General features: G+C 65.9%; 25 protein-coding genes. 11 read left to right on the top strand and 14 right to left on the bottom strand.

Annotation, left to right across the window (positions count from 1 at the left end):
- Positions 1-3: 3 nt before the first annotated feature.
- From aroB to ABDJ40_RS03680, 8 genes are read right to left on the bottom strand one after another with little or no spacing between them, the layout of a single operon-like run.
- Complete coding sequence (gene aroB / locus ABDJ40_RS03715) at positions 4-1,137, bottom strand: 3-dehydroquinate synthase (protein ID WP_347606231.1); 1,134 nt, start codon at positions 1,135-1,137, stop codon at positions 4-6.
- Between the two features lie 52 nt (positions 1,138-1,189).
- The gene (locus tag ABDJ40_RS03710; protein ID WP_347606228.1) at positions 1,190-1,765 is read right to left on the bottom strand and encodes a shikimate kinase; all 576 of its coding nucleotides are present in this window, start codon (positions 1,763-1,765) and stop codon (positions 1,190-1,192) included.
- The gene (locus ABDJ40_RS03705) at positions 1,762-3,930 is read right to left on the bottom strand and encodes an Ig-like domain-containing protein (RefSeq protein WP_347606225.1); all 2,169 of its coding nucleotides are present in this window, start codon (positions 3,928-3,930) and stop codon (positions 1,762-1,764) included. The genes ABDJ40_RS03710 and ABDJ40_RS03705 overlap by 4 nt, the downstream gene beginning before the upstream one ends.
- A 46-nt stretch (positions 3,931-3,976) precedes the next feature.
- A complete protein-coding gene (locus tag ABDJ40_RS03700) occupies positions 3,977-6,118 on the bottom strand; it encodes a type IV pilus secretin PilQ (protein ID WP_430765587.1) in 2,142 nt (713 codons plus the stop codon).
- Positions 6,119-6,132: 14 nt separating this feature from the next.
- On the bottom strand, positions 6,133-6,663 hold the full coding sequence (locus ABDJ40_RS03695; RefSeq protein WP_269631776.1) for a pilus assembly protein PilP: 531 nt from the start codon (positions 6,661-6,663) through the stop codon (positions 6,133-6,135).
- Complete coding sequence (locus ABDJ40_RS03690) at positions 6,660-7,358, bottom strand: type IV pilus inner membrane component PilO (RefSeq protein WP_347606221.1); 699 nt, start codon at positions 7,356-7,358, stop codon at positions 6,660-6,662. The genes ABDJ40_RS03695 and ABDJ40_RS03690 overlap by 4 nt, the downstream gene beginning before the upstream one ends.
- Positions 7,359-7,362: 4 nt before the next feature.
- Positions 7,363-7,962, bottom strand: a complete 600-nt coding sequence (locus ABDJ40_RS03685; RefSeq protein ID WP_347606218.1) for a PilN domain-containing protein — start codon at positions 7,960-7,962, stop codon at positions 7,363-7,365.
- Positions 7,959-9,038 (bottom strand): pilus assembly protein PilM, encoded by a 1,080-nt coding sequence (locus tag ABDJ40_RS03680; RefSeq protein WP_269631779.1) that lies wholly within the window; start codon positions 9,036-9,038, stop codon positions 7,959-7,961. Before ABDJ40_RS03680 ends, ABDJ40_RS03685 begins: the two co-directional genes overlap by 4 nt.
- A 302-nt stretch (positions 9,039-9,340) precedes the next feature.
- Between ABDJ40_RS03680 and ABDJ40_RS03675 the strand changes: the two genes are divergently transcribed.
- Positions 9,341-11,692 carry a penicillin-binding protein 1A gene (locus ABDJ40_RS03675; RefSeq protein ID WP_430765603.1) on the top strand — a complete coding sequence of 784 codons (2,352 nt, stop codon included), beginning with the start codon at positions 9,341-9,343 and terminating at the stop codon, positions 11,690-11,692.
- An 88-nt stretch (positions 11,693-11,780) separates the two neighbouring features.
- Here the strand turns inward: ABDJ40_RS03675 and cyaY are convergent, their stop codons facing one another.
- Complete coding sequence (gene cyaY / locus ABDJ40_RS03670) at positions 11,781-12,140, bottom strand: iron donor protein CyaY (protein WP_347606211.1); 360 nt, start codon at positions 12,138-12,140, stop codon at positions 11,781-11,783.
- Between cyaY and lptM the strand changes: the two genes are divergently transcribed.
- A complete protein-coding gene (lptM, locus tag ABDJ40_RS03665; protein ID WP_347606208.1) occupies positions 12,139-12,396 on the top strand; it encodes an LPS translocon maturation chaperone LptM in 258 nt (85 codons plus the stop codon). The two genes, cyaY and lptM, sit on opposite strands and share 2 nt — an antisense overlap.
- Before the next feature lie 30 nt (positions 12,397-12,426).
- On the opposite strand, the gene ABDJ40_RS03660 is transcribed toward lptM, so the two are convergent.
- The 3 genes from ABDJ40_RS03660 to ABDJ40_RS03650 all read right to left on the bottom strand — a co-directional run bounded on the left by ABDJ40_RS03660 (position 12,427) and on the right by ABDJ40_RS03650 (position 15,724).
- The gene (locus ABDJ40_RS03660) at positions 12,427-13,071 is read right to left on the bottom strand and encodes a DUF3047 domain-containing protein (protein ID WP_347606205.1); all 645 of its coding nucleotides are present in this window, start codon (positions 13,069-13,071) and stop codon (positions 12,427-12,429) included.
- Positions 13,072-13,317: 246 nt separating this feature from the next.
- On the bottom strand, positions 13,318-14,445 hold the full coding sequence (locus tag ABDJ40_RS03655) for a porin (RefSeq protein ID WP_347606202.1): 1,128 nt from the start codon (positions 14,443-14,445) through the stop codon (positions 13,318-13,320).
- Between the two features lie 262 nt (positions 14,446-14,707).
- A complete protein-coding gene (locus ABDJ40_RS03650; RefSeq protein WP_347606199.1) occupies positions 14,708-15,724 on the bottom strand; it encodes a porin in 1,017 nt (338 codons plus the stop codon).
- A gap of 310 nt (positions 15,725-16,034) precedes the next feature.
- Here ABDJ40_RS03650 and coq7 point away from each other — a divergent pair, with 310 nt between their 5' ends.
- Entirely contained in the window at positions 16,035-16,670 is a 636-nt protein-coding gene (gene coq7 / locus ABDJ40_RS03645; RefSeq protein WP_347606196.1) for a 2-polyprenyl-3-methyl-6-methoxy-1,4-benzoquinone monooxygenase, read from the top strand.
- 25 nt (positions 16,671-16,695) lie between these two features.
- Here coq7 and ABDJ40_RS03640 read toward each other — a convergent pair whose 3' ends face one another.
- A complete protein-coding gene (locus ABDJ40_RS03640) occupies positions 16,696-17,118 on the bottom strand; it encodes an OsmC family protein (protein WP_269631785.1) in 423 nt (140 codons plus the stop codon).
- On the opposite strand from ABDJ40_RS03640, the gene ABDJ40_RS03635 reads away from it, so the two are divergent.
- From ABDJ40_RS03635 to ABDJ40_RS03625, 3 genes are all read left to right on the top strand, one after another.
- Positions 17,081-17,287 (top strand): hypothetical protein, encoded by a 207-nt coding sequence (locus tag ABDJ40_RS03635; protein WP_347607419.1) that lies wholly within the window; start codon positions 17,081-17,083, stop codon positions 17,285-17,287. The two genes, ABDJ40_RS03640 and ABDJ40_RS03635, sit on opposite strands and share 38 nt — an antisense overlap.
- Before the next feature lie 291 nt (positions 17,288-17,578).
- A complete protein-coding gene (ilvA, locus tag ABDJ40_RS03630) occupies positions 17,579-19,156 on the top strand; it encodes a threonine ammonia-lyase, biosynthetic (RefSeq protein WP_347606192.1) in 1,578 nt (525 codons plus the stop codon).
- Positions 19,157-19,246: 90 nt separating this feature from the next.
- A complete protein-coding gene (locus ABDJ40_RS03625) occupies positions 19,247-20,365 on the top strand; it encodes a nicotinate-nucleotide--dimethylbenzimidazole phosphoribosyltransferase (RefSeq protein WP_347606189.1) in 1,119 nt (372 codons plus the stop codon).
- A gap of 66 nt (positions 20,366-20,431) precedes the next feature.
- Here ABDJ40_RS03625 and ABDJ40_RS03620 read toward each other — a convergent pair whose 3' ends face one another.
- Entirely contained in the window at positions 20,432-21,082 is a 651-nt protein-coding gene (locus tag ABDJ40_RS03620) for a hypothetical protein (RefSeq protein ID WP_269631788.1), read from the bottom strand.
- Positions 21,083-21,187: 105 nt separating this feature from the next.
- On the opposite strand from ABDJ40_RS03620, the gene gspG reads away from it, so the two are divergent.
- From gspG to gspK, 5 genes are read left to right on the top strand one after another with little or no spacing between them, the layout of a single operon-like run.
- The gene (gspG, locus tag ABDJ40_RS03615; RefSeq protein WP_269631789.1) at positions 21,188-21,631 is read left to right on the top strand and encodes a type II secretion system major pseudopilin GspG; all 444 of its coding nucleotides are present in this window, start codon (positions 21,188-21,190) and stop codon (positions 21,629-21,631) included.
- A 20-nt stretch (positions 21,632-21,651) separates the two neighbouring features.
- Positions 21,652-22,101, top strand: a complete 450-nt coding sequence (locus tag ABDJ40_RS03610) for a GspH/FimT family pseudopilin (protein WP_347606184.1) — start codon at positions 21,652-21,654, stop codon at positions 22,099-22,101.
- Positions 22,101-22,481, top strand: coding sequence for a type II secretion system minor pseudopilin GspI (gene gspI, locus ABDJ40_RS03605; RefSeq protein ID WP_347606181.1), 381 nt, complete (start codon positions 22,101-22,103; stop codon positions 22,479-22,481). Before ABDJ40_RS03610 ends, gspI begins: the two co-directional genes overlap by 1 nt.
- Positions 22,481-23,284, top strand: a complete 804-nt coding sequence (locus ABDJ40_RS03600; RefSeq protein WP_347606178.1) for a PulJ/GspJ family protein — start codon at positions 22,481-22,483, stop codon at positions 23,282-23,284. Before gspI ends, ABDJ40_RS03600 begins: the two co-directional genes overlap by 1 nt.
- On the top strand, positions 23,281-24,261 hold the full coding sequence (gspK, locus tag ABDJ40_RS03595) for a type II secretion system minor pseudopilin GspK (RefSeq protein WP_347606175.1): 981 nt from the start codon (positions 23,281-23,283) through the stop codon (positions 24,259-24,261). The genes ABDJ40_RS03600 and gspK overlap by 4 nt, the downstream gene beginning before the upstream one ends.
- Positions 24,262-24,341 lie beyond the last annotated feature (80 nt).

Genomic DNA, 24,341 nt, shown 5'->3' with positions numbered 1-24,341 from the left:
GGCTCAGGCGCTGTGCTGCCGGATGACGTCGGTCACCAGGGCATCCGGGGCGCTGCGCATCACCGCCTGCCCCAGGCGTTCGATCAGCACGAAGCGGATCTCGCCATCTTCGGCTTTCTTGTCGACCCGCATCAGGTTCAAGAAGCGCTCGACACCGATCGAGGCCGGCGCCTTCGCCGGCAGGCCGGCCCGGCCGATGAGGGCCGTCATGCGGGCCAGGAACTCGGGCGGCATGAGTCCCAGCCGAACGGACAGATCACTGGCCATGACCATGCCGCAGCCCACGGCCTCGCCATGCAGCCACTCGCCGTAGCCAAGGCCGGTCTCGATGGCATGGCCAAAGGTGTGACCGAAGTTGAGGATGGCTCGCAGGCCTGACTCGCGCTCGTCCTGGCCCACGACCCAGGCCTTGATCTCGCAGCTGCGCTGCACCGCGTAGGCCAGTGCCGAGGGATCACGCGCCCGGAGCGCATCCATGTTGGCCTCCAGCCAGGCCAGGAAATTGGCGTCGGCGATGGGCCCGTACTTGATCACCTCGGCCAGGCCGGCAGACAGCTCCCGATCCGGCAGGGTACGGAGCGTGTCGAGGTCAGCGATGACGCGCTGCGGCTGGTAGAAGGCGCCCAGCATGTTCTTGCCCAGGGCATGGTTGATGGCGGTCTTGCCTCCCACGGAGGAATCGACCTGGGCCAGCAGGGTGGTGGGAATCTGGACGAAGGGCACGCCACGCATGTAGATGGCCGCCGCAAAGCCGGTCATGTCACCGATCACGCCGCCGCCCAGTGCGAAGAGCACCGTCTTGCGATCGGCTGCGGCCTCCAGCAGGGTGGACGCGATGCGCTCGATGGCGTCCCAGCCCTTGTACTGCTCACCATCGGGCAGCACGACGGACAGGACCTGCGCGTAGTGATCGCGCAGGCGGGCGGCCACGGTCTCGAGATACAGCGGGGCGACGGTCTCGTTGCTGACGATCACGGCGCATCGAGCCTTGGGAAGGCCCTCCCAGCTGCTGGCATTGGTCAGCAGGCTGCGGCCGATGTGGATGTCATAGCTGCGGTCATCCAGGGCGATGGGGACCCGGAGATGGCCGGCAGCAGCGAGCCCGGCAGCGCCCGGGCTGGAGGGAGTGGCGTTCATATCGGCCGAGTGTACGGCCCGAAGAACAGACACGCCTTCGACTGTGCCGATCTCAGGCTTGCTCTTCGTCCCCACGCCCGGCGCCCACGGTGGCGGCTACGCGCTCTGCAGAGATCAGGCCCGCCAACTCCAGCTGCATCAGCACCATATTGACCAGGGTCGCCACGGACGGGCGGCCTACCTCGATGGTGTAGTGGGCAGTCGTTCGGTAGAGGGGATCGCGCTGCGCATAGAGCTCGCGCAGCTTCTGGAGGGGGTCCTTCACCTGCAGCAGGGGGCGCTGGGTGTCGTGCCGCAAACGCCGGAACAGCTCTTCGGGCGTCGAGCGCAGGTACAGCACGGTGGACTGCTGGCGCAGCGCCAGGCGGTTGGCCTCGCGCAGAACGGCCCCGCCGCCGGTCGCCAGGACCATGTCGCCCGGGCGCTGCAGCAGGTCGGCAATCACGGCCTGCTCGATGTCGCGGAACCGGGCTTCGCCCTCGCGGTCGAAGAAGCTGCGGATGCTTTCGCCCAGCTGCTTCTCGATCTCGGTGTCGGAGTCGACAAAGCGCATCCCGGCCTGCCGGGAAAGACTACGCCCGACGGTGGACTTGCCACCGCCGGGCATGCCGACGAGGGAAACGATCAAGGGGTGCAGTTGACGTAGCCGTCCGGCTTGGCAACCGTCGTCACGTAGATGCCATGGGCGCTGACAACCCCCAGGGGCGACTGAACCTTGACCGTGATGACGCCTGAATTCACGTTGTCGAACTTGTAGTTCACCACAACGACGCTGGGTGCCGTCGTGCTGGGAATCGGCGAACCCGCGGCGATGGAAACTGACATGCCGTCCGTTGCCGACGCCGAGACGACCGATCCCGCCGCCACCGGATTGAACGCGACCTCGTTCGAATCCGAGACGTAGAAGGAGATGGTGGACTGACCAGGCATCGAATACAGCTGCGTGCCCGACACCGGATACAGGACAGCGTTCATCGGCTGGCCATTGGTGTCGTAGTCATACAGACGAGTGGCCGCAGTCGGGCAGGCCGCAAGCGAAGATGCCGCTGCATTGGGATGGTTCTTGGTGCCCCACATCGGATTCGCTGTGGAACGCGACCAGACCGTCTGGACCGCCTGGCGCACATAGGCACGACCCCAAGCTTGGTCGCAAGAACCGGGGCGCGACGGATAGATTTCGAGCTGGCGTCCGGTCGCCGGATCCTTGATCAGCTTCAGAACGCTGTCGTTGCCTTCCTTGCATTCCTTGTTGCCACCCAGGGACAGCGACAGGAACTGATCCTTCTCGACATCGAACTTGCCGTTGTAGAGGCGGTCCAGGAAGATGTCGCCCAGATCTTGGAAGTCTTCATCCTGGGTAGCACCGTTCTCGCCGGCCTTGTCGTAGATGTTGTTGCCGTTGCGGTCGATGAAGGACTCCTCGCCCAGGGCGTAGGCCACCATCGTCACACGACCATCCAGCGGACGCTGACCGTTCGAGGCCGTCGCAGCAGTCGCCTTGGCGATCCCGCCGGTCAGGGAGGTGAACTTCAGGGCCTCGATCTGACCGGACTCGGTCACGAAGTTGATCGCCGTACCATCCGGAACGGGGTTGCCCAGGCGGTCCGAAGCGATGACGGTGTAGTTGTTGGGCGTGCCGTCAAAGTCGTAGGCTTCGATGTTGAAAGCCGCCGGGGCCACCGAGAAGCGCAGCTGCGAAGGCAGGCCCACGGCGATCGACAGGCTGCTGGATACCGTCGCAATGGCGCTGTCCTTCAGCGTGGCCTTGACGCGAACCGGGGTCGGCACCGTGCCCGAATTGATGCGGACGGTAACTTCACCCTTGGAATCGGTCTTCTTGGTCACGGGGGCACTGCCGCCCTCGATCAGCAGGCCGCCGGCCAGCGTGGTCGGCTCCAGCACCACCAGCTGCTCGGGCACGCCCTGGCCGCTGGCATCCTTGACCTGGAACTTGACGTCGGAGTTCTCGACATAGCCGGACCCGCGCAGGTAGATGCTCTGCGGCGACGAGGAAATGAAGGAGATGCTGGCGACAGCCGGCGAGCTCAGGCTGAACTTGAGCGAGGCCAGTTGCGTCGTGCCGACCACCGCGATCTGCAGGTTGTCTTCCTTCTGGTAGGCGCCGCAGCCATTGTCACGGTAGGTGAAGCTGGCCGAGCCGGTCGTGGTGGTCACGTCCGCCGGCACCAGCGTCGCACGGCCGCTGGTCACGCACTGCGAGGCGATGGTGACCTTCACAGGCGTCGCGGAACTCGTGCCTGCCAGGGTGACGTTGATGGAGGTCTGGGCGTAGGCACCCAGGGCCGTGATGTCCGACGTTACCGAAGCAATGGTGACCGTCGTGGCGGTCAGCTTGAAGCCGGCCGACGCGCTGTAGGTCGCGTTGTTGTAGGTCACCGAGGCCGTCACCGTGTCAGCGCCGGTGCTGGTGCTGTCCTTGGGAGACAGAGTGACCGACGCCACGCCGCTGGCATCCGTCAGGGCCGTCGCAGCGCTGAACACGCCGAGGCCGCCCGTGGTGGTGAAGGTGACCACCTGCCCGCTGATTGCACCGCCGGTTGCATCCTTGAACACGGCGGTCACCGTGGCCGGCGAGGCCAGCGCAACGGTATCAGACGACAGGCTCAGGCTGACCTTGGGCGCAGGCGTTGTCGTACCGCCAGTGCCACCACCGCCAAGCACGGGCGATCCCGCGCTGCCTCCCCCGCCACAAGCCACCAGGCTCGTCACCATGGCCAGACCCATCAGGCCTTGCAACCACCGCGAGCCAAGTCCTCGGAACAACTTCAACATTTCACTCTCCTAGGGTGCCACGCGCTGTGCGAGGCACCAGTAGCACTTATTTTCCGCTCACCCGATCCGTCACCACCTTGGGGGTGATGAAGATCAGCAATTCCGTCTTGCTCGAGGTCTTGGCCCTGTTCTTGAACAGATTGCCAACCACCGGCACGTCGCCTAGGAACGGCACCTTCTTCACGTCCTCGTGCTCTTCCTGGGTGAAGATGCCACCCAGCACGACAGTGCCGCCATTCTCAACCAGCACCTGAGTCTTCACATGCTTGTTGTTGATGGCATAGCCCTGGGGCGTGAGAACGCCACGACTGTCCTTGTTGACATCAACGTCCAGGATGACGTTGCCCTCGGGCGTGATCTGCGGCACCACTTCAAGCTTCAACACAGCCTTCTTGAAAGTCACGGCCGTCGCGCCTGCCGAGGTCGCCTGCTGATAAGGAATTTCCTCACCCTGCTCGATCAGTGCCTTGGCCTGGTCTGCCGTCACCACACGGGGGCTGGACACGATCTTGCCGCGGCCATCTGCCTCCAGGGCCGACAACTCCAGGTTCAGGAAGCGGTTGGCGGTGGCGTTGAACAGCGTCAGCGCGAAGGTCTGGGGCGCCCCGCCCAGCACGCTCGGTGCCGGCAGGCTGATCAGCTGCGTATCGTTGTAGGTACGCGTGGCACCGGGCTGCAGGGTCTGACCGCCAACGGCGTTGTAGTTGCCGCCGATGGCCACATAGTTGTTGCCACCCATGTTGTAGCCGGGAATGCCGCCTTGCGACGCCCGCACGTCGTTGACGCCCAGCTTCACGCCCAGGGAGCGGCCGAAGCTGTCATCCGCCTCCACGATGCGTGCCTCGATCAGCACCTGGCGAACCGGGATGTCGATCTTGGCAATCAAGGCTTGAACTTCCTCCAGCTTGCTGGAGGTGTCATTGACAAACAGCTGGTTGGTCCGGGACTCGGAGATCACGCTGCCGCGCGGCGACAGGATGCGGGAGTTGGCGCCCCCACCGCTGCTCGTACCCGTCAGGCCCTTCAGGATGTCCTCAGCCTTGACGTAGTTCAGCTGGAAGGACTGCGTGCGCAGGGGCTCCAGCTGAGCCAGCTGGGCCTTGGCTTCGAGGTCGGCCTTTTCCTTGTTGGCCAGCTCTTCCTTGGGTGCAATCCACAGCACATTGCCGGACTTGCGCAGCCCCAGGCCGCGGGCCTGCAGGATGATGTCCAGGGCCTGATCCCAGGGCACATCCTTCAGGCGCAGGGTTACGTTGCCGGTCACGGTGTCGCTGGTCACCACGTTGAAGTTGGTGAAATCGGCAATGACCTGCAGCAGCGCGCGCACTTCGATGCTCTGGAAGTTCAGCGACAGCTTGTCGCCCGCGAAGCCGGGGCCTTGCACCAGCTTGTTGGGATCGACCTTCTGAGGACGCACCTCCAGGACGAACTGGTTGTCGCTCTGGTAGGCGCTGTGCTCCCAGACACCCTTGGGTTCCACGACCACGCGGACCTTGTCACCCACCTGGCTGGCACTCACGTACTGCACGGGACTGCCGAAGTCGGCCACGTCAAGGCGACGGCGAAGCTCGGGCGGCAGGCTGGTCTTGGGGAACTCCAGCACCAGGCTTTGCCCCTGCTGCTGGATGTCCACCCCCACCTGGTTGCTCGGCAGGCTGATGACCACGCGACCCGCGCCATCCGTACCGCGGCGGAAGTCAATATCGCGCAGGGTTTGGCTGGCGGCATTGAGGCTGGGAGCGAAATGCAAGGGTTCGGCCGGCTTCGATGGCGAAGCCACCGCCGCAGTCTGCGTCGCCCCGTTCTCAAGGATCACCAGCAGTGCCTTGTTGTCGAGTTGCGCACGGTAGCTGGAAGCCTGTCGCAGGTTCAGCACCACACGTGTGCGCTCACCTGCCTGGGCGACGCTGGCGGAACGCAGATTGCCTGCGTTGATTTCCACCGTGTTGCGCCCCATGCCGTTGGCAATGCCCGGCAGATCCAGCGCAATGCGGGGAGGCGCCTGCACCACGAAACCTGCGGGGATCTCTTTCAAGCTCTCATTGAGCTCGATTCGAACGACTTCCACGCCCGATTGCTGCATAGTGCTGATGGACTTGATGGCGTTTTGCGCCCAAGCCTGAAGCGGCAGCAAGGCCACCGCCACTACGCCAACCGCCCACCGACGCCATTGAGTCATACCGCTCATCTCCGACAAATTCTTCATCGTCCCTTCTCCTGCAACTGGAGGGTGCTTGTGCGTTCTATCCATTCGCCCGCAGCGTCCTGGACGACTTCCCGCAGGGTGATCTCGGTTTCGGAAATCTGGGTGATCCGCCCGAAGTTGAGACCGAGATGGTCACCTTGCTTGACCTGGTACAAAAGCGCGTCCACTTTCAGCAGCGCAAATGGACGCCCCTGACGCACCAGGCTGCCCACCATGACCATCGAATCAAGGGGGAAGGATTCCAACGGTTCCTTGCGCCGGTTCATTTCCGCCGTGAGCAGGGAATTCGGCTGCGCCGCTTCCTGCTTGACTGCGACGCGCAGCTTCTGGGTGCTGAACGGGTCCACGCTCAATGCCGCATCGTAGGGCTCAGGCGAGAACTTCTTCGGCGCCGCCAGCGGCTGCACGGTGGCACGCGTCTCGCGTCGCTGCTGGGCAGTCCAGTCCTGCAGTTCGGACAGGTCGTTGCCGCAGCCGCTGAGGCTCAATGCCGTCAGGCTCAAGGTGATGACTGTCAGGCGCTTCATTTCTTGGCTCCCGAACCGGCGCCCGCCTTGCCCTTGCGTTGCTCGGCGACTTCGCCCGCGTCCAGATATCGGTAGGTCCGCGCCATGGCTTCCATGGTGAGGGCGCCAGAGACGCCGGAATCCCGCGCTTGAATGGCGGTGAGGTTGACGTTGCTGAGCGTCACGATGCGCGACAGGTTGGCAATGTCAGCGGCGAAGGAGCCAATATCGTGATATCGGCCCGACACCTTGAGCGAAATGGGCTTCTCCGCATAGTAGTCCCGCACCACTTCCGCACCGGGGCGGAAGAGCTCGAACTGCAGGCCTCGGCCCACACCGGCGTTGTTGATGTCCGACAGCAGGGCATCCATGTCAGCCTTGCCCGGCAGTTGCTTCTCCAGCTGATTCACGTATTCCTCGACCTGGCTCTTCTGCTTGCGCAGTTCGGGCAGGTTCACAGCCTGGATCAGCTTGTTCCGAAAGTCCTGGCGCAGGCCCGGTTCCTTGGCCGCTTCGGCGTCCAGGGCCGTCTGGGCGTCAGCCAGCACCAGGAACCAGCCGGCCGTCACAGCCAGCGCAGCCGCGACCAGGAAAGCCAGCAGGCGCGGCGCCAAGGGCCACTGGCCCGGCTCCTGCGGGTTGAGTCCCCTGAACTGATCCTGGACCTCTTGGAACCAGACGTTCAGATCGAATTTGGCGGATGAGTTCTTGGCCATGTCGTCAGGGCTTCTTGGGAGGCTGCCCCTTGGCCGGCGTTTCCGCCACCGGAGCCTTGATGGAGACACGCATCGTGAATTCGAACAGCCGCTTCTGGTCCTTGGAGTTCACGACAGCGGCCTGACGGATTTCAACGAGATCCGGATTGAAGAGCCACTCGGAAGACCGCGAGGTATTGCGGATGAACTCCGAGACCCGGTCCTGGGTCTGAGCCAGACCGTTGACGGTCACCACTTTGTCAAGCTGACGGATGCTGGTCAGGAAGATGCCTTCGGGCACTTGCCGCACCAGCTCGTTGAGCAGGTGCACCGGCATGTTGCGATCCGTCTGCAGATCCTCGACGGCCTTCTGGCGGGACTTCAGGCCCTCGATCTCAGCCTTGAGGGTGGCGATGTCCTTGATCTGGTCATCCAGCAGCTTGTTCTCGCGCTTCAAGTATTCGTTGCGGGCAATCTGCTGGTCCGTCAGTTGCTGAAGCAGCAGCAGCCCGGCGCCGACAATCAGCCCGCCGAAGACCACCGACAAACCCAGCCAGACGAAGAAGGTCGTCTTGCGACGCTTGCGCTTCTCCGCACGATGCGGAAGGAGGTTGATCAAAATCACTGGAAGAACCTCCGCATCGCAAGCCCGCAGGCGGTCAGGTAAGCCGGAGCCTCACGACGAAGCTTGGACTCGCGCACGGCAGAGCCCAGCTCCATGCTCTCGAATGGGTTGACCACCATGCAGGCAAAGCCGGTCAGCTCAGTGACACGATCCTTGAGCCCGGGCAGCGTGGCGGTCCCGCCAGCCAGCATCACGTAGTGCACCTTGTGATGCGGGGTGCTGGTGAAGAAGTACTGCAGCGCACGGCCGATCTCCTGGGACAGGCTGTCCACGAAGGGCTGCAGCACCACGGTCTCGAAGTCCTCGGGCAGTTCATTGGCCAGCTTCTTCTGCTCGGCCTCCTCGAAGGAGAAACCGTACTGGCGCGAGATGAGCTGCGTCAGCTGCGAGCCGCCAAAGGCCTGATCGCGGTCGTAGAGCATTTCATCGTCACGCAGCACCTTCAGGCTGGTGGTGTCCGCTCCGATCTCGAACAGCGCCACCAGGGCATCCTTGCCTTCGCCCGGCAGGGCGGCAACCAGGCGGCCCATGGCCAGACGCGAGGCGTGGGATTCGATGTCCAGCACCACGGGACGCAGGCCAGCGGCCTCGGCCAGACCCTGACGGTCCTGCACCTTGTCCTTGCGCGAGGCGGCGATCAGCACCTCCACATCGCCGACCGATGTGGGGCTGGGGCCCAGCACGCAGAAGTCCAGGCTGACTTCATCCAGCGAGAACGGAATGTACTGATTCGCCTCGGCTTCGACCTGGAGTTCCAGCTCTTCTTCCCGCAGACCTGCGGGGAGCATGATCTTCTTGGTGATCACCGCCGATTGAGGCATGGCCAGCACGGCATCGCGCGTCTTGGTGCCACTGCGGGCCACCACCCGACGCACGGCGTCGGCCACTTCGTCGAATTTCTCGATTTGGCCGTCGGCGATCCAGCCCTTCTCGAACGACTCCATCGCGAAGCGCTCGAGCACCATCTCGCCATTTTTGTTCTGACTGAGCTCGACCAGCTTGACGCTGGATGAGCTGATGTCCAAGCCAATCACGGGCGGATGCTTGCGACCCAGCAGTACGTCAAGAATTCCCATGACGCGGTTCCCCCAACACGCTTTGCAGGCGTCGGATTGTTAATAAGTTACTTGAATGCTAGCAGTAAAGCCTATGACACCGTTCGAAAAACGGCTGCCAGCACGTAACACCACGTTGCGAAACATACACGGCTTTCTACGCCCATCTGTCCCCGAAAAGAAGCCCTTTCGTAACGGTTCCAGACCTTCGAAAGGAGGAGCGGTGATTCAAAGCGCAGCAGAGTGCCGTTTCTATAATGATTTGCCCTCACTGGAGCCCCATGAGCAAATCCAAATCATCAAACGTGTCCACTACGCCAGAGATGGACGCGAAGGATGGCCCGACGGCGTCGCGTCGTCACCACACACCGCGCCACCGATTCCTCTGGCGGCCCCTGATGTGGCTCGGTGGTCTGGCCCTTGGCGGCACCGCTGCAGTCGCCTTGCTGCTGGCACTGGGCCTGGCCATGGCCTACCCCAATCTGCCGGACATCTCGGGCCTGACGGATTACCGCCCCAAGTTGCCGCTGCGCGTCATCTCCTCCGACGGCGTGGTGCTGGCCGAGTTCGGCGAGGAGCGGCGCAACTACCAGCCCATCAAGGTCATCCCCAAGGTGATGCAGGAAGCCATTCTTGCCATCGAGGATGCGCGCTTCTACCAGCATGGCGGCGTCGACTATCTGGGCGTGATCCGCGCCGGCCTGGCCAATGTGGGCGAGGCGCGCAGCCAGGGCGCCTCCACCATCACCATGCAGGTGGCACGCAACTTCTATCTCTCGACCGAGAAGACCATGACGCGCAAGATCTACGAGATCCTGCTGGCGCTCAAGATCGAATCGGCCCTGAGCAAGGAGCAGATCCTTGAGATCTACATGAACCAGATCTTCCTGGGGCACAAGGCCTACGGTTTTGCGGCCGCCAGCGAGGTCTACTTCGGCAAGCCGCTCAAGGACATCACCGTGGCCGAGGCCGCCATGCTGGCCGGCCTGCCCAAGGCCCCGTCGGCCTACAACCCCATCAACAATCCGCGCCGCGCCAAGATCCGCCAGCAGTACATCATCGATCGCATGCTGGAGAACGGCTACATCACCGAGGAACAGCACGCCCAGGCCAAGAGCGAGGTGCTGCGCTACCGCTCGCTCAGCGACACGACCAGCCATGCCGAGTACGTGGCCGAGGCCGCACGCCAGCTGATCTTCAACCAGTACGGCGAAGAGGCCTACAGCCGCGGGCTGGACGTCTACCTGACCCTGCGCCATGACGAGCAGATGGTGGCCTACCGCGCACTTCGCCGGGGCATCATGGACTTCGAGCGTCGCCAGGTCTACCGCGGCCCCGAGGCCTATATCGACCTGCCGGCCGACCCCAAGGACATGGACGTGCGCATCGCCGAAGCGCTGGCCGACCACCCGGCCAACGACGAGCTGCTGGCCGCCGCCGTGCTCGAGGCGGACCCCAAGAAAGTGGTGGCCGTGCTGCAGAGCGGTGAAAGCCTGACCATCACCGGCGAGGGCCTCAAGCCGGCCACCTCCGGCCTGTCGGAGCGAGGCAACCCCAAGACCCGCATCCGCCGCGGCGCCATCATCCGCGTGCTGAAGCTGCCCAAGGGAGACTGGAGCATCACCCAGCTGCCCGAAGTCGAAGGGGCCTTCGTCGCCATGGACCCGCGGGACGGGCGCATCCACGCCATGGTCGGCGGCTTCGACTACAACAAGAACAAGTTCAACCATGTCACCCAGGCGTGGCGCCAGCCGGGATCCAGCTTCAAGCCCTTCATCTACTCGGCGGCCCTCGAGAAGGGCTTCACGCCCGCCACGGTGGTCAACGACGCCCCGCTCTTCTTCGACGCCACCACCACGGGCAGCCAGCCCTGGGAGCCCAAGAACTATGACGGCACCTTCGACGGCCCCCTGCCGCTGCGCAAGGCGCTGGCCAAATCGAAGAACATGGTGTCCATCCGCGTGCTGCAGTCCATTGGCGTGCATTACGCGCAGGACTGGATCACCCGCTTCGGCTTCGAGGCCGAGAAGCACCCCGCCTACCTGACCATGGCACTGGGGGCCGGCTCGGTGACCCCCATGCAGATGGCGCAGGGCTATGCCGTTTTCGCCAACGGCGGCTACCGGGTCTCGCCCCAGCTGATCGCCAAGCTGACGGACCACAAGGGCCGCGTGCTGTACGAGGCCCAGCCCCGCCCCCTGGGCGACGACGCCCGGGCGGTGGAGCCCCGCAATGCCTTCCTGATGAGCAGCCTGCTGCAGGAGGTCACGCGCAGCGGCACGGCGGCCAAGGCGCAGGCCCTGCTCAAGCGCCCTGACATCTACGGCAAGACCGGCACGACCAACGATTCCATGGATGCCTGGTTCGCCGGCTATCAGCAGAGCCTGGTCGCGGTGGTGTGGATCGGCTATGACCAGCCGCGCAAACTGGGCGATCGCGAGACCGGCGGTGGCCTGTCCCTGCCGGTCTGGATCGAGTTCATGGGCTTCGCCCTGAAGAACGTCGCCGTGGCCGAGATCCCGCCGCCCGAGGGCGTGGTGCAGGTCAACGGCGAGTGGTTCTATGACGAGTACGCCGGCACCTCGGGCGTCCGCGCCCTAAGCAACGATGCGGGCATTCCGCCCCCCGCGAGCGACGAGGAAAAGAAAAGCATCCTGGACCTGTTCAGGCGCTGAGCGCCGACAGGCACCTCACAGCACAAAGGCCGCCCCAGGGCGGCCTTTGTCATGGACCGGATGCCGGCGCACCAAGCGCCAACCCCGTTCAGGCCTGAACGGCCTCGAAACGCAGCGCCAGCCCGGCCTGAGCCGAGGCTTCCTCGGACAACAGGGCATGGAACTCGCGACCACCCCGCTCCAGCCAGCGCCCGTCCACGTAGCGGAAGTGAAAGCCGCCAGCCTTGGCGGCCACCCAGAGCTCCTGGAGGGGCGGCTGTGTGTTGATGATGATCTTGCTGCGATTGGGGAAACTGAGCTCCAGCAGCCCTCCGGTGCGGTGGGTGTCGATGTCGATCACGTCGCCGTCCAGCCAGGCGTCGATCCGGGACTCGATGCCTTGCAGGATCGCGTCGGTGCGCGCGTGGTAGTCGGCATCATCAAGGGGCGTGGCGGTGAGAGCACTCATGACCGATAAACTTGCAGCTATGAAGACTGATCAAGATGCCAGTTTAGTCGCCATGCCGGGCCGCCTGGCCCGCATGGCCCTGCCGTCGATGCGGTCGCGCCGAGCCGTCATGGCGGCGTCGCTGCTGTGCGCGGTGCTGGGGCTTCCGGGCTGCGGGCAGAAGGGCCCCCTGAGCCTGCCACCGGCAAAGGCCCCGGCCACGACTCCCGCCGCGGCGCCAGCCACCCAAGCGGCTGCATCCAGCCCTGCGCGCTGAACCAGGGCCGTCACACCGCCGGGCGGGTTCTCAGAACCGAAGGCTGCCTGGCAGGTCCCGGTAGGCCGCATCCAGGAACTGCACGGGGCCATAGCAGGCCTGCGCAGAGCCATGGCCGTTGTCGGCATCGGTCATCAGCGCCGCCCCGACCAGCGGACCAGCCGCCTCGCCAAAGGCCAGCCGGTAGTCCTCCGCCACATTGCGGCTGAAGCTGAGCCAGCCGCCCCGCTTGTCATGGCCGGAGCCGATGACGATCTTGCGGATGCGGTCGCTGCGCGGACTGACCTTGACCGTCCCAGGCGCCGCCTTGGCGTCCCAGACGTACATCAGCGTGGCATAGGGTGGCGCTTCGCCCATGATGGTCTGCGCCAGCTCGAACAGCATGCGATTGCGCAGTGACAGCTGACCTACATCGCCGTCGAAGGCCAGCACCAGGCTCGCCGGCGCGTCGTCGATGTCGGGATCGTCCACCTCCCGGCTGGATTCGAAGCGATCTATCCACCATTCAAAGCGAACTTCCTGCAACTGCTCGACGGGCAGACTGAGCCGCCGGCGCAGCAGGCTGGCCGAACCGCGGGCGTTTGCCTGCACACAGGGCCGGCTGGCCCGCACGTTCATGCTGTAGTGCGTGCGCGCCTTGCCTGGCAGCTCACGGACCGACCAGTCCTGCGGCAAGGCAGCCCTGCCCGCCTCAGGCTCAGTCTGGGCCGGCTCAGAGGCGGGGCGATGGGCGCAAGCCACCAGGCTCAACACCCAACCCAACAACAACCATTTCCTTAAGGCGCTCATGTACTACTCCAGACCCGCTGCAGCCAAGACTAGCTGCTTCGCGTCCCAGCGCCGTGATGCTATGCACAACATCGGTAGACACGATGAAAAAGGGCCCCGAAGGGCCCTGGATTGCGCGAAGAAGTGCGCAGATCAGAAGCGGTGGCGGATGCCCACCGTGTAACCCATGCGCGACTTGGCGTTGTTGGGCGTGCCGGCGCTGCTGTTCAGGCTGGCGTGGTCGCCCGTCAGCGAGGTGCGGTCGATCTCGGCGTACAGGTCGGTGCGCTTGGACAGGGCATAGTCAGCCACGGCCGACCAGAACGTAGCCTTCAGCTCCAGGGCCGACACGGCGCCGGTCTGCTTGGCGCTGTAGAAGTGCGTACCCAGGTTCAGCTGAGGCGACATCTGGTAGCCCATGCCCAGGGTCCACATCGTGCGCTTCTTGAGGCCCAGCAGGGCGGCGTTGCCACCCAGGGCGGCGTCGTAGCCAGTGCCGCCGTTGTTGAACGATGCCCACAGCAGGGTGCTGGCAATGGTGGCGCCGTCTGCCGCGGTGGGCGTGCCGTCCACCTTGTTCTCGCCCCAGCCGGCGTTCAGGTACCAGTCGCCCATCTTGTAGGAGCCGCCGAAGGTCGTGGCCTTGATCTTGGCACCCGAGGCCAGGCGGTAGTCCTGCATGCCCGCGCCGGCGGAGATGCCGTCGGCCGAGTAGCGCAAGATGCCGCCGAAGGTGCGGCCAGCGCCACCTTCACCCGCCGAGAACTGCAGCTCGCCACGGATGGGGCCCTGCTCGAACAGGTACTTGACCATGTTGTCGGCACGAGCGCTCAGCGCCAGGCCCACTTCAGGCTTGTAGACGTCGAAATAGGGCGAATAGGGGTAGGAAACGTAGGTGCTGGTGACCAGATCGAACAGCACGTTGTACTGGCGGCCGATGGTCACGCGCCCGAAGTCGCTGCTTTGCAGGCCGACCCAGGATTGCATCCAGAAAGGCAGCGGGGCCGGGTTGGCCGAGCCGGTGTCCAGATTCAGGCGGTGCTCCAGGTTGCCCAGCACCTTCATGCCGCCACCGAGGTCTTCGGTCACGTTGACGCCCAGACGACTCTGGGAGAAGCCGCCACCCACCACGCGAGTGATGGAGCCGCTGCCGCCCACGCCTTCATTCGTGGTCATGCGCACACCGCCGTCGACGATGCCGTAGAGCGTCACGCTCGACTGGGCGTAAGCAGCGCTCACGCTGGCAGCCAGCAAACCCAGAACCAGAGTAGCCTTCTTCATGAATCTGTCTCCTGCTTTAAGAATGAAGAGTCGCATTGGATTCTGTGACAGATGCCCCTGAAGGCCTAGCCGGTTCGTTGCAGGCCACCCACAAGCACTAACCCTGTCGCCGCGGTGACAAGGCTGAATTGGAGCTGACAATCAACGCCGTTCCCTGCTGTTCGCCCCCTGTTTGCAGCGGAACGCGCCAATGAAAAAGCCGCCCCGGAGGGCGGCTTGCACGTCGAGCGTGGCGGGCTGCAACGGCCCGCCGAGGGCTCGATCAGAAGCTGTGGCGCACGCCCACTTCGTAGGCAGAGGACTTCTGGCCCGCGGCAGCAGCCGGAGCACCAGCGATGGCCACCTTGGAGTTGCCCTTGTTGTCGATCTGCGAGTAGGTGGCGTACAGAGCCGTGCGCTTGGACATGTCGTGGACATAGCCGAAGGACAGGATGTTCAGGTCGTCAGCGACCTTGGCCAGGGCCACGGCATCGTTGGCGTTGGAGTGGGCGTAATGCACGCGCACCGAGCCTTCCTTGGTGACGGGCACCTTGGCACCGATCGTGAAGATCGACTGCTTGTAGGCGTCGAACTTGGTATTGGCCACGGTGGCCATCACGACGGCAGCGCCGAAATCATAGGAAGCGCCCAGCACGGACAGCTTGTACTTGCTGCCCTTGGCGTCGGTCTGCGCATAGGCGCCAGCAACGTTCAGCTCCTTGTCCTTGTAGCCCAGGCGAGCCGAGGTGTACTTCTTGCCATCGGTGCCTTCGCCGGCGCCCAGCTCGAAGGTGCCGTAGATGCCACCCAGGTTCTCGGGCAGGCTGTAGGCGACCTGGTTGTCCGAACGGTTCAGCGTGTCAGCACCGCTGCCCAGGGCCGAGTAGGCCTTGGTGATTTCGCCGATGCCGGTGGTCTCGAAGGGCGTGAAGCCGTCGATGGCCAGGCGGGCAGCGACCTTGTGGCGGCCGATGCGCAGCTCACCCATGTCGGCGGAGCTCAGGCTCACGGTGGCACGGCGGCCCCAGAAGCGGCTGCCGTCGGCACTACCGGTGTCGGGGTTCAGGGCAGACTCCAGCCAGAAGCCAGCCTTCAGGCCGCCGCCGAGGTCTTCCGTGCCACGCACACCCAGACGGCTGGCGTTCAGGCCGTCAGTACCGACTTGCTTGATGCTGGCGCTGCCAGACTTGGCCGAGCGCACGTTGGCGTCGATCACGCCGAACAGGGTCACGGAAGATTGGGCCGCAGCGGCACCAGCGAAGGCGGCCAGCACGGCTCCCACCAGGACAGTCTTTTTCATTTGTAGCTCCGAAAGAGTCATCAAGGGTCAGGCAACCATGACGATCTGAGGCTTTCGAGCAGCAGGCCGCATGGAAGTTGGCGTGATTGAACCAAAGGTTTTCCCTGATGCGCCACCTGGAAATCATGACAGTTTGTCATCCGTTGTCGCGTGGCAACGACGATCAAACATTTGCTTATGTTCATATGACCGTCACGAACCAAGACAAGGACGGCGGCGGGGATTTGCGACAGATGTCCTGCAAGACGTCGGCAACTGCAGGCATTCCCAAGCCTATTTACACTTCCGGCTTCCCGCTCCCTGCCCTGCCATGTCACCCACCCTCGACTTCAAGGACCGCCTGCTGTCCGCCGCTGGCCACAGCCTGTTGACTGTTTTCGGGCGCCCCGCCGCGGGCCGTCCCAGTCCGGCACACAGCCCGGCTGCGGAGCTGGACGAGGCCCAGCGTCAGCTGGCCGGGGCGCTGATGCGGGTGAACCATGTCGGCGAAGTCTGCGCACAGGCGCTCTACCAGTCGCAGGCCCTGCTGTCGCGGGAAGACTCGCTTCGCTGCCAGCTGGAGGCCGCCGCCGCAGAAGAGATCGACCACCTCGCCTGGACGCGCACACGCCTGGACGAGCTCCAGGACCGCCCCAGCCTGCTGAATCCACTCTGGTATGGCGGCGCCTTTGCCCTGGGCAGCCTGGCCGGGCTGATGGGAGACCGCATCAGCCTGGGCTTTCTGGTCGAGACCGAGCGCCAGGTGGAGCAGCATCTGGCCTCCCATCTGGATCGCCTGCCGGCCGAGGACCTGCGCTCCCGCGAGATCGTGGACCGCATGAAAGAGGACGAGGCCGCGCATGCGCAGCATGCCCTGGACGCCGGCGCGACCAAACTGCCACCGCCGGTGCCCGGCCTGATGCGCCTGGCCGCCCGCGTGATGACCACGGTGGCGCACCGGCTCTGAGGTCGTGGCGCCTGACCGGCGCGCGTCAGGCCTCGACGATCTCCACCGAGGTGGTGATGGCAGCCGTCTTGGCCAGCATGATGCTCGCCGAGCAGTATTTCTCGTGGGACAGGGCCACGGCGCGTTCCACCGCGGCGCGGTCCAGCGCCTTGCCGCTCACCACGAAATGCATGTGGATGCCGGTGAAGACCTTCGGATCCGTGGCGGCACGCTCCGCCTTGAGCTGGACCTGACAGCCGCGTACGTCATGGCGACCGCGCTTGAGGATGAGCACCACATCGTAGGCGGTGCAGCCCCCCGTGCCGGCCAGCACCGTCTCCATGGGGCGCGGGGCCAGGTTGTGGCCGCCGCCCTCGGGCGCGCCATCCATGGCCAGCATGTGGCCGCTGCCGGTCTGGGCGACGAAGCTCATGCCGTCCACGCCCATCCAATTGATCGTGCATTCCATGGCGCGCATTGTGGGCCCAATTCGAAATCCGCGTCGCCGCCTGCCGGCCGCCGCGCTGGCGGTGGTTCACGGCGGAAATTCGCAGGATTTCACGCCCATCGCCCAACTAGAGATGCTGCTCCAATACCAGGGCGCTTTTGATATTGCACCGCAGCATCACGCAACATAGAATCAATTTCATTGGGGATGACGAAGGCGCAAACGTATGCGCACTCGTTTTGTGCATTGAATTGCACCACTCTGGCCCCTGCCCTTTGTCTCCTCCACCGCCTCCATGGTGGATTCAACCCGAAGCTGCAAGGCTTCGGGTTTTTTTTGCCCGCATGGCTGGCGGGACAGCATTCGTGCACCGTCTCAGGGCACTTGCTCAAGGGCGACATCTCGGGCCGGCCGCCCCCGCTGCCGCGTGGAGGCCGCCGCTTATGATGCAGTGCCGCAACACCCGCATTGGAGTTCGCAGATGGCTGGCCAGGTTCGCAAGCGCCGCTCCCCGTCCACCCCGCCGCAGTCGCCCGCCCTGATTACGGCCGGCAACAGCTATCTGCAACGAATTCTGAACGCCAAGGTCTACGACGTCGCCATCGAGACGCCGCTGGACGCCGCCCGCAACCTGTCGCGCCGCGTCGGCAACAAGGTCTACCTGAAGCGCGAGGACCAGCAACCGGTCTTCAGCTTCAAGCTGCGGGGCGCCTACAACAAGATGGCCCATCTGGCGCCTGAGCAGCTCAAGCGCGGCGTCATCTGCGCCTCCGCTGGGAACCATGCCCAGGGCGTGGCTCTGTCGGCCCGCAAGCTGGGCTGCCGCGCGGTGATCGTGATGCCCACCACCACGCCCTCCGTCAAGATCAATGCAGTCCAGGCCCTGGGCGGCGAGGTCGTGCTGCACGGCGACAGCTTCTCCGATGCCTATCTTCACGCCCTGGAGCTGGAGAAGGCGCAGGGCCTGTGCTTCGTCCATCCCTTCGACGATCCGGACGTCATTGCCGGCCAGGGCACCATCGCAATGGAGATCCTGCGCCAGCACGAGGGTCGCATCGATGCCATCTTCGTGGCCATTGGCGGCGGCGGCCTGATCTCGGGCGTGGCGGCCTACATCAAGGCCGTGCGGCCGGACATCAAGGTCATCGGCGTGCAGACCCGCGACTCCGATGCCATGGTGCGCTCCGTGCGCGCCGGCAAGCGCGTGCAGCTCAGCGATGTCGGCCTGTTCTCCGACGGCACCGCCGTCAAGCTCGTCGGCGAGGAGACCTTCCGCATCACGCGCGAGCTGGTGGACGACTTCGTGGTCGTTGACACCGACGCCGTCTGCGCCGCCATCAAGGACGTCTTCGAGGACACACGCAGCATCCTGGAACCCGCTGGCGCGCTGGGCGTGGCCGCGGTCAAGCAGTACTGCGCTGCGCAGGGCGTCAAGGGCCAGACTTTCGTGGCCATCACCTGCGGCGCCAACATGAATTTCGACCGCCTGCGCTTCGTCGCCGAGCGGGCCGAGGTGGGCGAGCAGCGCGAAGCCGTCTTCGCGGTCACCATCCCTGAGGAACGCGGGAGCTTCAAGCGTTTCTGCGAGCTGCTGGGGCCGCGCAACGTCACCGAGTTCAACTACCGCATCTCTGACAGCCAGCAGGCGCATGTCTTCGTGGGTGTCTCCACGCAAAGGCGCGAGGAAGCCCAGAAGGTGATCCGCCAGCTGAGCCGCCAGGGCTACGAGACCGTGGACCTGACGGATGACGAGCTGGCCAAGCAGCACGTTCGCCACATGGTCGGCGGCCGCAGTGAGCTGGCCGAGAACGAGCGCCTGTTCCGCTTCATCTTCCCGGAACGGCCGGGCGCGCTGATGAAGTTCCTCTCCAGCATGCATCCGGACTGGAACATCAGCCTCTTCCACTACCGCAACCAGGGCGCGGACTATGGCCGCATCCTGGTCGGCATCCAGGTGCCGCGCCGGGACAACGCCGCCTTCAAGCGCTTCCTGGACTCGCTGAACTACCCCTTCGTGGAAGAAACGGACAACCCGGTCTACCGGCTGTTCCTGCGCTGAGCGCCACAGCGGGGAAGTTCGCGGAGGCAAGGCGGTCGGCATGACGCACAATCCGGGCCAGCGGCGCCAGTCGCCGGCCCGTCAGCGTCCATGTCCATCCACCAGTCCCTGATCTCCCCGACAGCCAACCCCGAGCTGCGCCGCGCGCTGAGCGAGCGCCTGCAGCGCCGTGCTGCCTTGGCCGGCGGCTTGGGCGAACTGGAGCCGCTGGCCATCCGCCTGGGGCTGATCCAGGACAGCCTGACGCCCCGCTTCCGCGACCCGACCCTGGCCCTCTTCGTGGCCGACCATGGCCTGGCCGTCGATGGCCTGCCGCTCATGTGGGGCCGGACCACCAAGGCGCACGCCGACCTGCTCCTGCACAACCGCCTGCCCAGCAGCGTGCTGGCACGCACGCAGGGCCTGCAGCTGTCGGTGGTGGACTGCGGCATCGCCGACGAGATGCAGCCCAATCCCCGCCTGCAGTCACGCAAGATCGCCCACGGCACGCGCAACTGCCGGCTGGGCCCGGCCATGAGTCTGGAGCATGCCCATGCCGCCGTGCGCGTGGGCATGGAAATCGCCGATAAATTCAGCGGCAATGTGCTGATCTGCGCCGGTCTGGGCCAGGGTGCCTTCGAATCCAGCGCCCTGGTGATGTCACGCCTGTGCGACCTGCCAGTGAAGGATTTCATCGTGTCCGGCCCGGACATGCGCCAGGACCAGCTCGATCCGCTGCTGAGCCTGCTGCTGGCCTGCCAGGCGCGGCACCGCGAGGTCGTCGACCCCATGGACGTGCTGGCGGCCTTCGGCGGCTTCGAGACCGCCGTGATGGTGGGCGCCATGCTGGTGGCGGCCAGCAAGAGGCATCTGATCATCGTCGACGGCCTGCCGGCCTGCGCGGCGCTCAAGGCCGCCTCCATGATCGCCGCGCCCGTCACCGACTACGCGGTCTTTTGCCGCAGCCACACGCACCATGGCATCGATCAGGCGCTGGCACAGTTCCACGCGGCAGCGCTGCTGGAGCTGGGCCTGGACAGCGCCGATGGCTGCGGCGCCCTGCTCGCCTGGCCCATGCTGCGTTCGGCCGCGGCCCTGCTGACCGACCTGCACGACTCCGCCGACACGCTGATGCCGCCCCCCGCACCCCCATCGGTCCGGGTCTCGGGCCCGGGGCGCCTCAGCAGCAGGCCCGGCCTGCTGGGCCTGCCGAGCGACACCGGACCCTGACCTGCGCCTACGCAATGAGAAAGGCCGCCCGAGGCGGCCTTCTTCTGTTCCTGTTCCTGTTCCTGTTCAGCGCAGCGGCAGGCTGTTGGGCCCCGGCTGCGGCGGCGGGACCTGGTTGGGCTGCGGCGGCATGGCGGCGTGGGGGCGCGTCGGCGGCAGGGCCGCGGGCGGCATGACGCCAGGCACCACGCCGGGATCCTGCTGGACCCCCATGGGCGGCGCGAGGGGGGCCGCGGCCGGTGCCATCGGTGCCGACAGGGCATAGGTCGCCGGCGGCTGCGTGTTCATGGGCACGCCCTGGGCCGGCAGCAGGGGCGCCAGCGTCAGGGTGAAGGCGGGCTGGCCTGGACGACCGATGCTCACCGAATTGCCCTGGATGGACAGCAGCTGGCGTTCGCCATCGACCAGCGCGCCCACGCGCACGGTGCGCGGCGGGCCGCCGTCCACGGAGATCAGGGCCACGCCCTCCTGCTCATGGCCATCGACACGCTTGGGCGCCACCAGGCCCATCAGCTTGAAGCGGCTCTCGTCGGGCGAGGGCGCTGCCTCGGCCTGCGCCGGCGTGGCGCCGAGCAGGCGGCTGAGGTCCGAACGCGGAGCCGCGGTGTCGGCAACCGCCACGGTCTGGGCCGGCGCGGCGGGCGAGCGCAGCCCCAGAGCCATACCCCAATAGACGATGGCCAGACCCAGCAGGGCCCAGACAAGAAAGGCACTCAATCGAGCAATCATGCGGCGATTATGATTCAGCGCTGTAGTGCCGCCATGGCCCTCGGGTAAACCATGCCCGGTGGCTTCGTCCAATTCTTTGTGGCTCCTGTCGTCATGCAATCCCTTCGCGTCCGTTCCTACCGTGCCGGCCAAGTGCGCGGCTTTACCCTGATCGAAATCATGGTGGTGCTGGTCATCATCGGTGTGCTCGCCGCCATGATCGGCCCCACGGTGCTGAACCGCGTGGGCGAGGCCAAGACCACGGCCGCGCGCGGGGACATCAGCGCCATCATGCAGGCCCTGAAGCTGTACAAGCTCGACAACGGTCGCTACCCCACGGCCGAACAAGGCCTGCAGGCCCTGGTGCAGAAGCCCAGCAGCGGTCCCGTGCCCAGCAACTGGAAGAGCTACCTCGAGAAGCTGCCCAAGGATCCCTGGGGTGGCGACTACCAGTACGCCTATCCCGGCGTGAAGGGCGAGATCGACGTCTTCAGCTACGGCGCTGACAAGAAGCCTGGCGGCGAGGGCGACGACGCCGACGTCGGCTCCTGGCAGTAAGCCCGCCGCAGGCCCTTCCCATGCGCACCAGCCGCCAGCGCGGCTTCACCATGATCGAGATCCTGGTGGTGATGCTCATCGTCGCCATCGCCTCCGTCTCCGTCACCCTCGCCCTGCGCGACAGCAGCCAGACCCAGGTGGAACGCGAGGCCGAGCGCCTGGCGGCCCTGCTGGAATCGGCGCGGGCCGAGGCGCGCGTGGCCGGTCTCCCCGTACGCTGGCGCCCGGTGGAGGACGCCAGCGGCAGCGGTTTCCGCTTCGAGGGCCTGCCGGAGCGCATCCAGCTGCCGCGGCAGTGGCTGGGCGAGGACATGCATGCCGAGATCGAGGGCGCGCAGAGCCTGCTGCTCGGGCCCGAGCCCCTCATCCCGGCGCAGGCGCTGCGCCTGCGCCATGGCAACTACAGCGTGCGCATCAGCAGTGACGGCCTGTCGGCCTTCGCGGTGCAGCCCGCGACCCAGGAGCCCTGATGAATCAACGGGCTTCTGCACGCCGCCTCTTGCGCGGCTTCACGCTGATCGAGGCGCTGGTCGCGCTGGCCATCGTGGCCGTCACGCTGGCGGCCGGCCTCAAGGCTGCGGGCGCACTGAGCAACCATGCGGCGCGGCTGGCCCAGATGACCTCCGCCCAGTGGTGCGCTGAAAACCAGCTGACCGAGCTGCGACTCTCGGGCCAGTTCCCCGACATCGGCGAGACCGACTTCCAATGCCAGCAGCTGGGCCAGAACTTCACCGGGCACATGCTGGTGCGGGCCACGCCCAACCCCAACTTCCGCCGCGTCGACACCCAGATGCGCGACGAGCAGGGCCAGGGTCTGCTGAGCATCACCACCATCATGGGGCGCAACTGATGCACGCACACCGCCGCATCCGCAACGGCTTCACCTTGATCGAGGTGATGGTCGCCCTCGTCGTGCTGTCCGTGATGGCGCTGATGGGCTGGCGCGGCATCGAGGCCATGCTGCGCACCCGCGAGATCGCGCAGGCCAACCTCGAGTCAACGGCCCGCCTGCAGACGGTGCTGTCCCAGTGGGAGCAGGACCTTCTGCAGCTCGAGGAAGGCCGCGACAGCGGCATCGATGCCCTGAGCTTCGACGGCGCCACCCTGCGCATCACCCGCCATCGCCCCGAGGGCCTGCAACTGGTGGCCTGGGGTGTGCGCGAGGGCAGCCTCTACCGCTGGGAATCACGCATCGCCCGCACCCGCAGTGAGTTGCGGACGGCCTGGGCCCAGAGCCAGCAGGCCCTGGTACTGGATGAGCGACGGCTCAAGGCCCTCGATGGGGTGCAGGGCTGGCAGATGTACTTCTTCCGGGGCAACAGCTGGAGCAATGCGCAGTCCGCCGACGACGTCGAGAAGGACAGCCCGCCGCCGCCCGCCACAGGGGCCGGCAAGGGCACGGGCACGGGCACGGGCACAGGTACCGGCACGGGCACAGGGACCAGCGCTGGCACCGGCAGCGGCGCCGGCCAGACCGGCGGCGCAGGATCGGGCACGGGCGGCCAGGGCTCGGACGCCGGCACCGACAAGAACCCCGGCGCCCCCGCCCGCAAGAAGCTGCCCACCGGCGTGCGCATGCAGCTGCAGTTCCAGGACGGCCAGGGCTATGGCGGCCCGCTGCTGCGCCAGGTCATGCTGGGACCGCAGTCATGAGGCCCGCCCTGACCCCTGCCCTGCCACGGCAGCGCGGCGCCGCCCTGCTGACGGCGCTGCTGCTGGTGACCCTGGTGACCAGCCTTGCGGCCGCCATGATCTGGCGCCAGTACCGCGCCGTGCAGATCGAGACCGCGGACCGGGCCCGCGCCCAGTCCGCCTGGATCCTCCAGGGCGCCCTGGACTGGGCCCGCCTGATCCTGCGCGAGGACGCCCGGGCCAATCAGCGCGAGGCCGTCGACCACCTGGGCGAGGTCTGGGCGGTGCCCCTGGCCGAGGCCCGCCTGTCCACCTTCCTGGCCGCCGACCAGGACGGCAAGAAGCCGCCCGGCGAGGAGGCCGTCGACGGCCCCGAGGCCTTCCTGTCCGGTCAGCTGAGCGATGCCCAGGCCCTCTACAACCTGCGCAATCTGACCCTGGGCGAGCAGGTCCCCGCCGCCGAACTGCGCACCCTGCAGCGCCTGTGCGACAGCGCCGGCGTGCCCTCCGGCACCGCCCAGCTGCTGGTCAAGCAATTGCGCGCCGCCGCCGGTCTCATCGAGGACAAGAGCCAGGCACCGCTGATGCCCAACACCGTGGACGAGCTCAGCTGGCTGGGCCTGGCGCCCGACGTGGTCAAGCGCCTCAAGCCCTTCGTGACCCTGCTGCCGCAGAAGACCCCGGTGAACCTCAATACCGCGCCGCGGGAGGTCATCGCCGCGCTGTTCGAGGGCATGGACCTGGGCAGCGCCGAGCGCATCGTGCGCGACCGCATCAACCAGCCCTTGAAGTCTCAGAACGACATCCAGCGCTACCTGCCCCAGGGCGTGCCGCCGGACGAAAGCCGCGCGGGCGTCGCCTCGGCCTATTTCTTCATCACCGGCACGCTGCGGCTGGACGAGCGGGTGCTGCAAGAGCGTTCCCTGGTCTGGCGCAACGGCCTGGAGATGCGTGTTGTTGCAAGGGAGCGTGTAAACCTGATGTTGCAAGCGCCCTAGCTTCGCCAGAATGCGCGTGCGAGCGCCGTGCCGGAGGACCAGGAGCGACACGGCCGCACGCGTGCGGGCCGCGCCCGCCC

Origin of the sequence: Roseateles flavus (assembly GCF_039872765.1) — a bacterium.
GTDB classification, from domain to species: domain Bacteria; phylum Pseudomonadota; class Gammaproteobacteria; order Burkholderiales; family Burkholderiaceae_C; genus Roseateles_B; species Roseateles_B flavus.
This window is presented reverse-complemented; position numbering and strand designations above follow the sequence as displayed.

Coding starts and splice junctions, on each gene's coding strand:
- ABDJ40_RS03695 (WP_269631776.1), bottom strand. CDS start 6,663: ATGAAGCGCCTGACAGTCATCACCTTGAGCCTGACGGCATTGAGCCTC.
- ABDJ40_RS03675 (WP_430765603.1), top strand. CDS start 9,341: ATGGACGCGAAGGATGGCCCGACGGCGTCGCGTCGTCACCACACACCG.
- gspG (WP_269631789.1), top strand. CDS start 21,188: ATGCAATCCCTTCGCGTCCGTTCCTACCGTGCCGGCCAAGTGCGCGGC.
- aroB (WP_347606231.1), bottom strand. CDS start 1,137: ATGAACGCCACTCCCTCCAGCCCGGGCGCTGCCGGGCTCGCTGCTGCC.
- coq7 (WP_347606196.1), top strand. CDS start 16,035: ATGTCACCCACCCTCGACTTCAAGGACCGCCTGCTGTCCGCCGCTGGC.
- ABDJ40_RS03625 (WP_347606189.1), top strand. CDS start 19,247: ATGTCCATCCACCAGTCCCTGATCTCCCCGACAGCCAACCCCGAGCTG.
- ABDJ40_RS03610 (WP_347606184.1), top strand. CDS start 21,652: ATGCGCACCAGCCGCCAGCGCGGCTTCACCATGATCGAGATCCTGGTG.
- gspI (WP_347606181.1), top strand. CDS start 22,101: ATGAATCAACGGGCTTCTGCACGCCGCCTCTTGCGCGGCTTCACGCTG.
- cyaY (WP_347606211.1), bottom strand. CDS start 12,140: ATGAGTGCTCTCACCGCCACGCCCCTTGATGATGCCGACTACCACGCG.
- ABDJ40_RS03650 (WP_347606199.1), bottom strand. CDS start 15,724: ATGAAAAAGACTGTCCTGGTGGGAGCCGTGCTGGCCGCCTTCGCTGGT.
- gspK (WP_347606175.1), top strand. CDS start 23,281: ATGAGGCCCGCCCTGACCCCTGCCCTGCCACGGCAGCGCGGCGCCGCC.
- ilvA (WP_347606192.1), top strand. CDS start 17,579: ATGGCTGGCCAGGTTCGCAAGCGCCGCTCCCCGTCCACCCCGCCGCAG.
- ABDJ40_RS03640 (WP_269631785.1), bottom strand. CDS start 17,118: ATGGAATGCACGATCAATTGGATGGGCGTGGACGGCATGAGCTTCGTC.
- lptM (WP_347606208.1), top strand. CDS start 12,139: ATGACCGATAAACTTGCAGCTATGAAGACTGATCAAGATGCCAGTTTA.
- ABDJ40_RS03690 (WP_347606221.1), bottom strand. CDS start 7,358: ATGGCCAAGAACTCATCCGCCAAATTCGATCTGAACGTCTGGTTCCAA.
- ABDJ40_RS03680 (WP_269631779.1), bottom strand. CDS start 9,038: ATGGGAATTCTTGACGTACTGCTGGGTCGCAAGCATCCGCCCGTGATT.
- ABDJ40_RS03655 (WP_347606202.1), bottom strand. CDS start 14,445: ATGAAGAAGGCTACTCTGGTTCTGGGTTTGCTGGCTGCCAGCGTGAGC.
- ABDJ40_RS03600 (WP_347606178.1), top strand. CDS start 22,481: ATGCACGCACACCGCCGCATCCGCAACGGCTTCACCTTGATCGAGGTG.
- ABDJ40_RS03635 (WP_347607419.1), top strand. CDS start 17,081: ATGCCGTCCACGCCCATCCAATTGATCGTGCATTCCATGGCGCGCATT.
- ABDJ40_RS03705 (WP_347606225.1), bottom strand. CDS start 3,930: ATGTTGAAGTTGTTCCGAGGACTTGGCTCGCGGTGGTTGCAAGGCCTG.
- ABDJ40_RS03700 (WP_430765587.1), bottom strand. CDS start 6,118: ATGAGCGGTATGACTCAATGGCGTCGGTGGGCGGTTGGCGTAGTGGCG.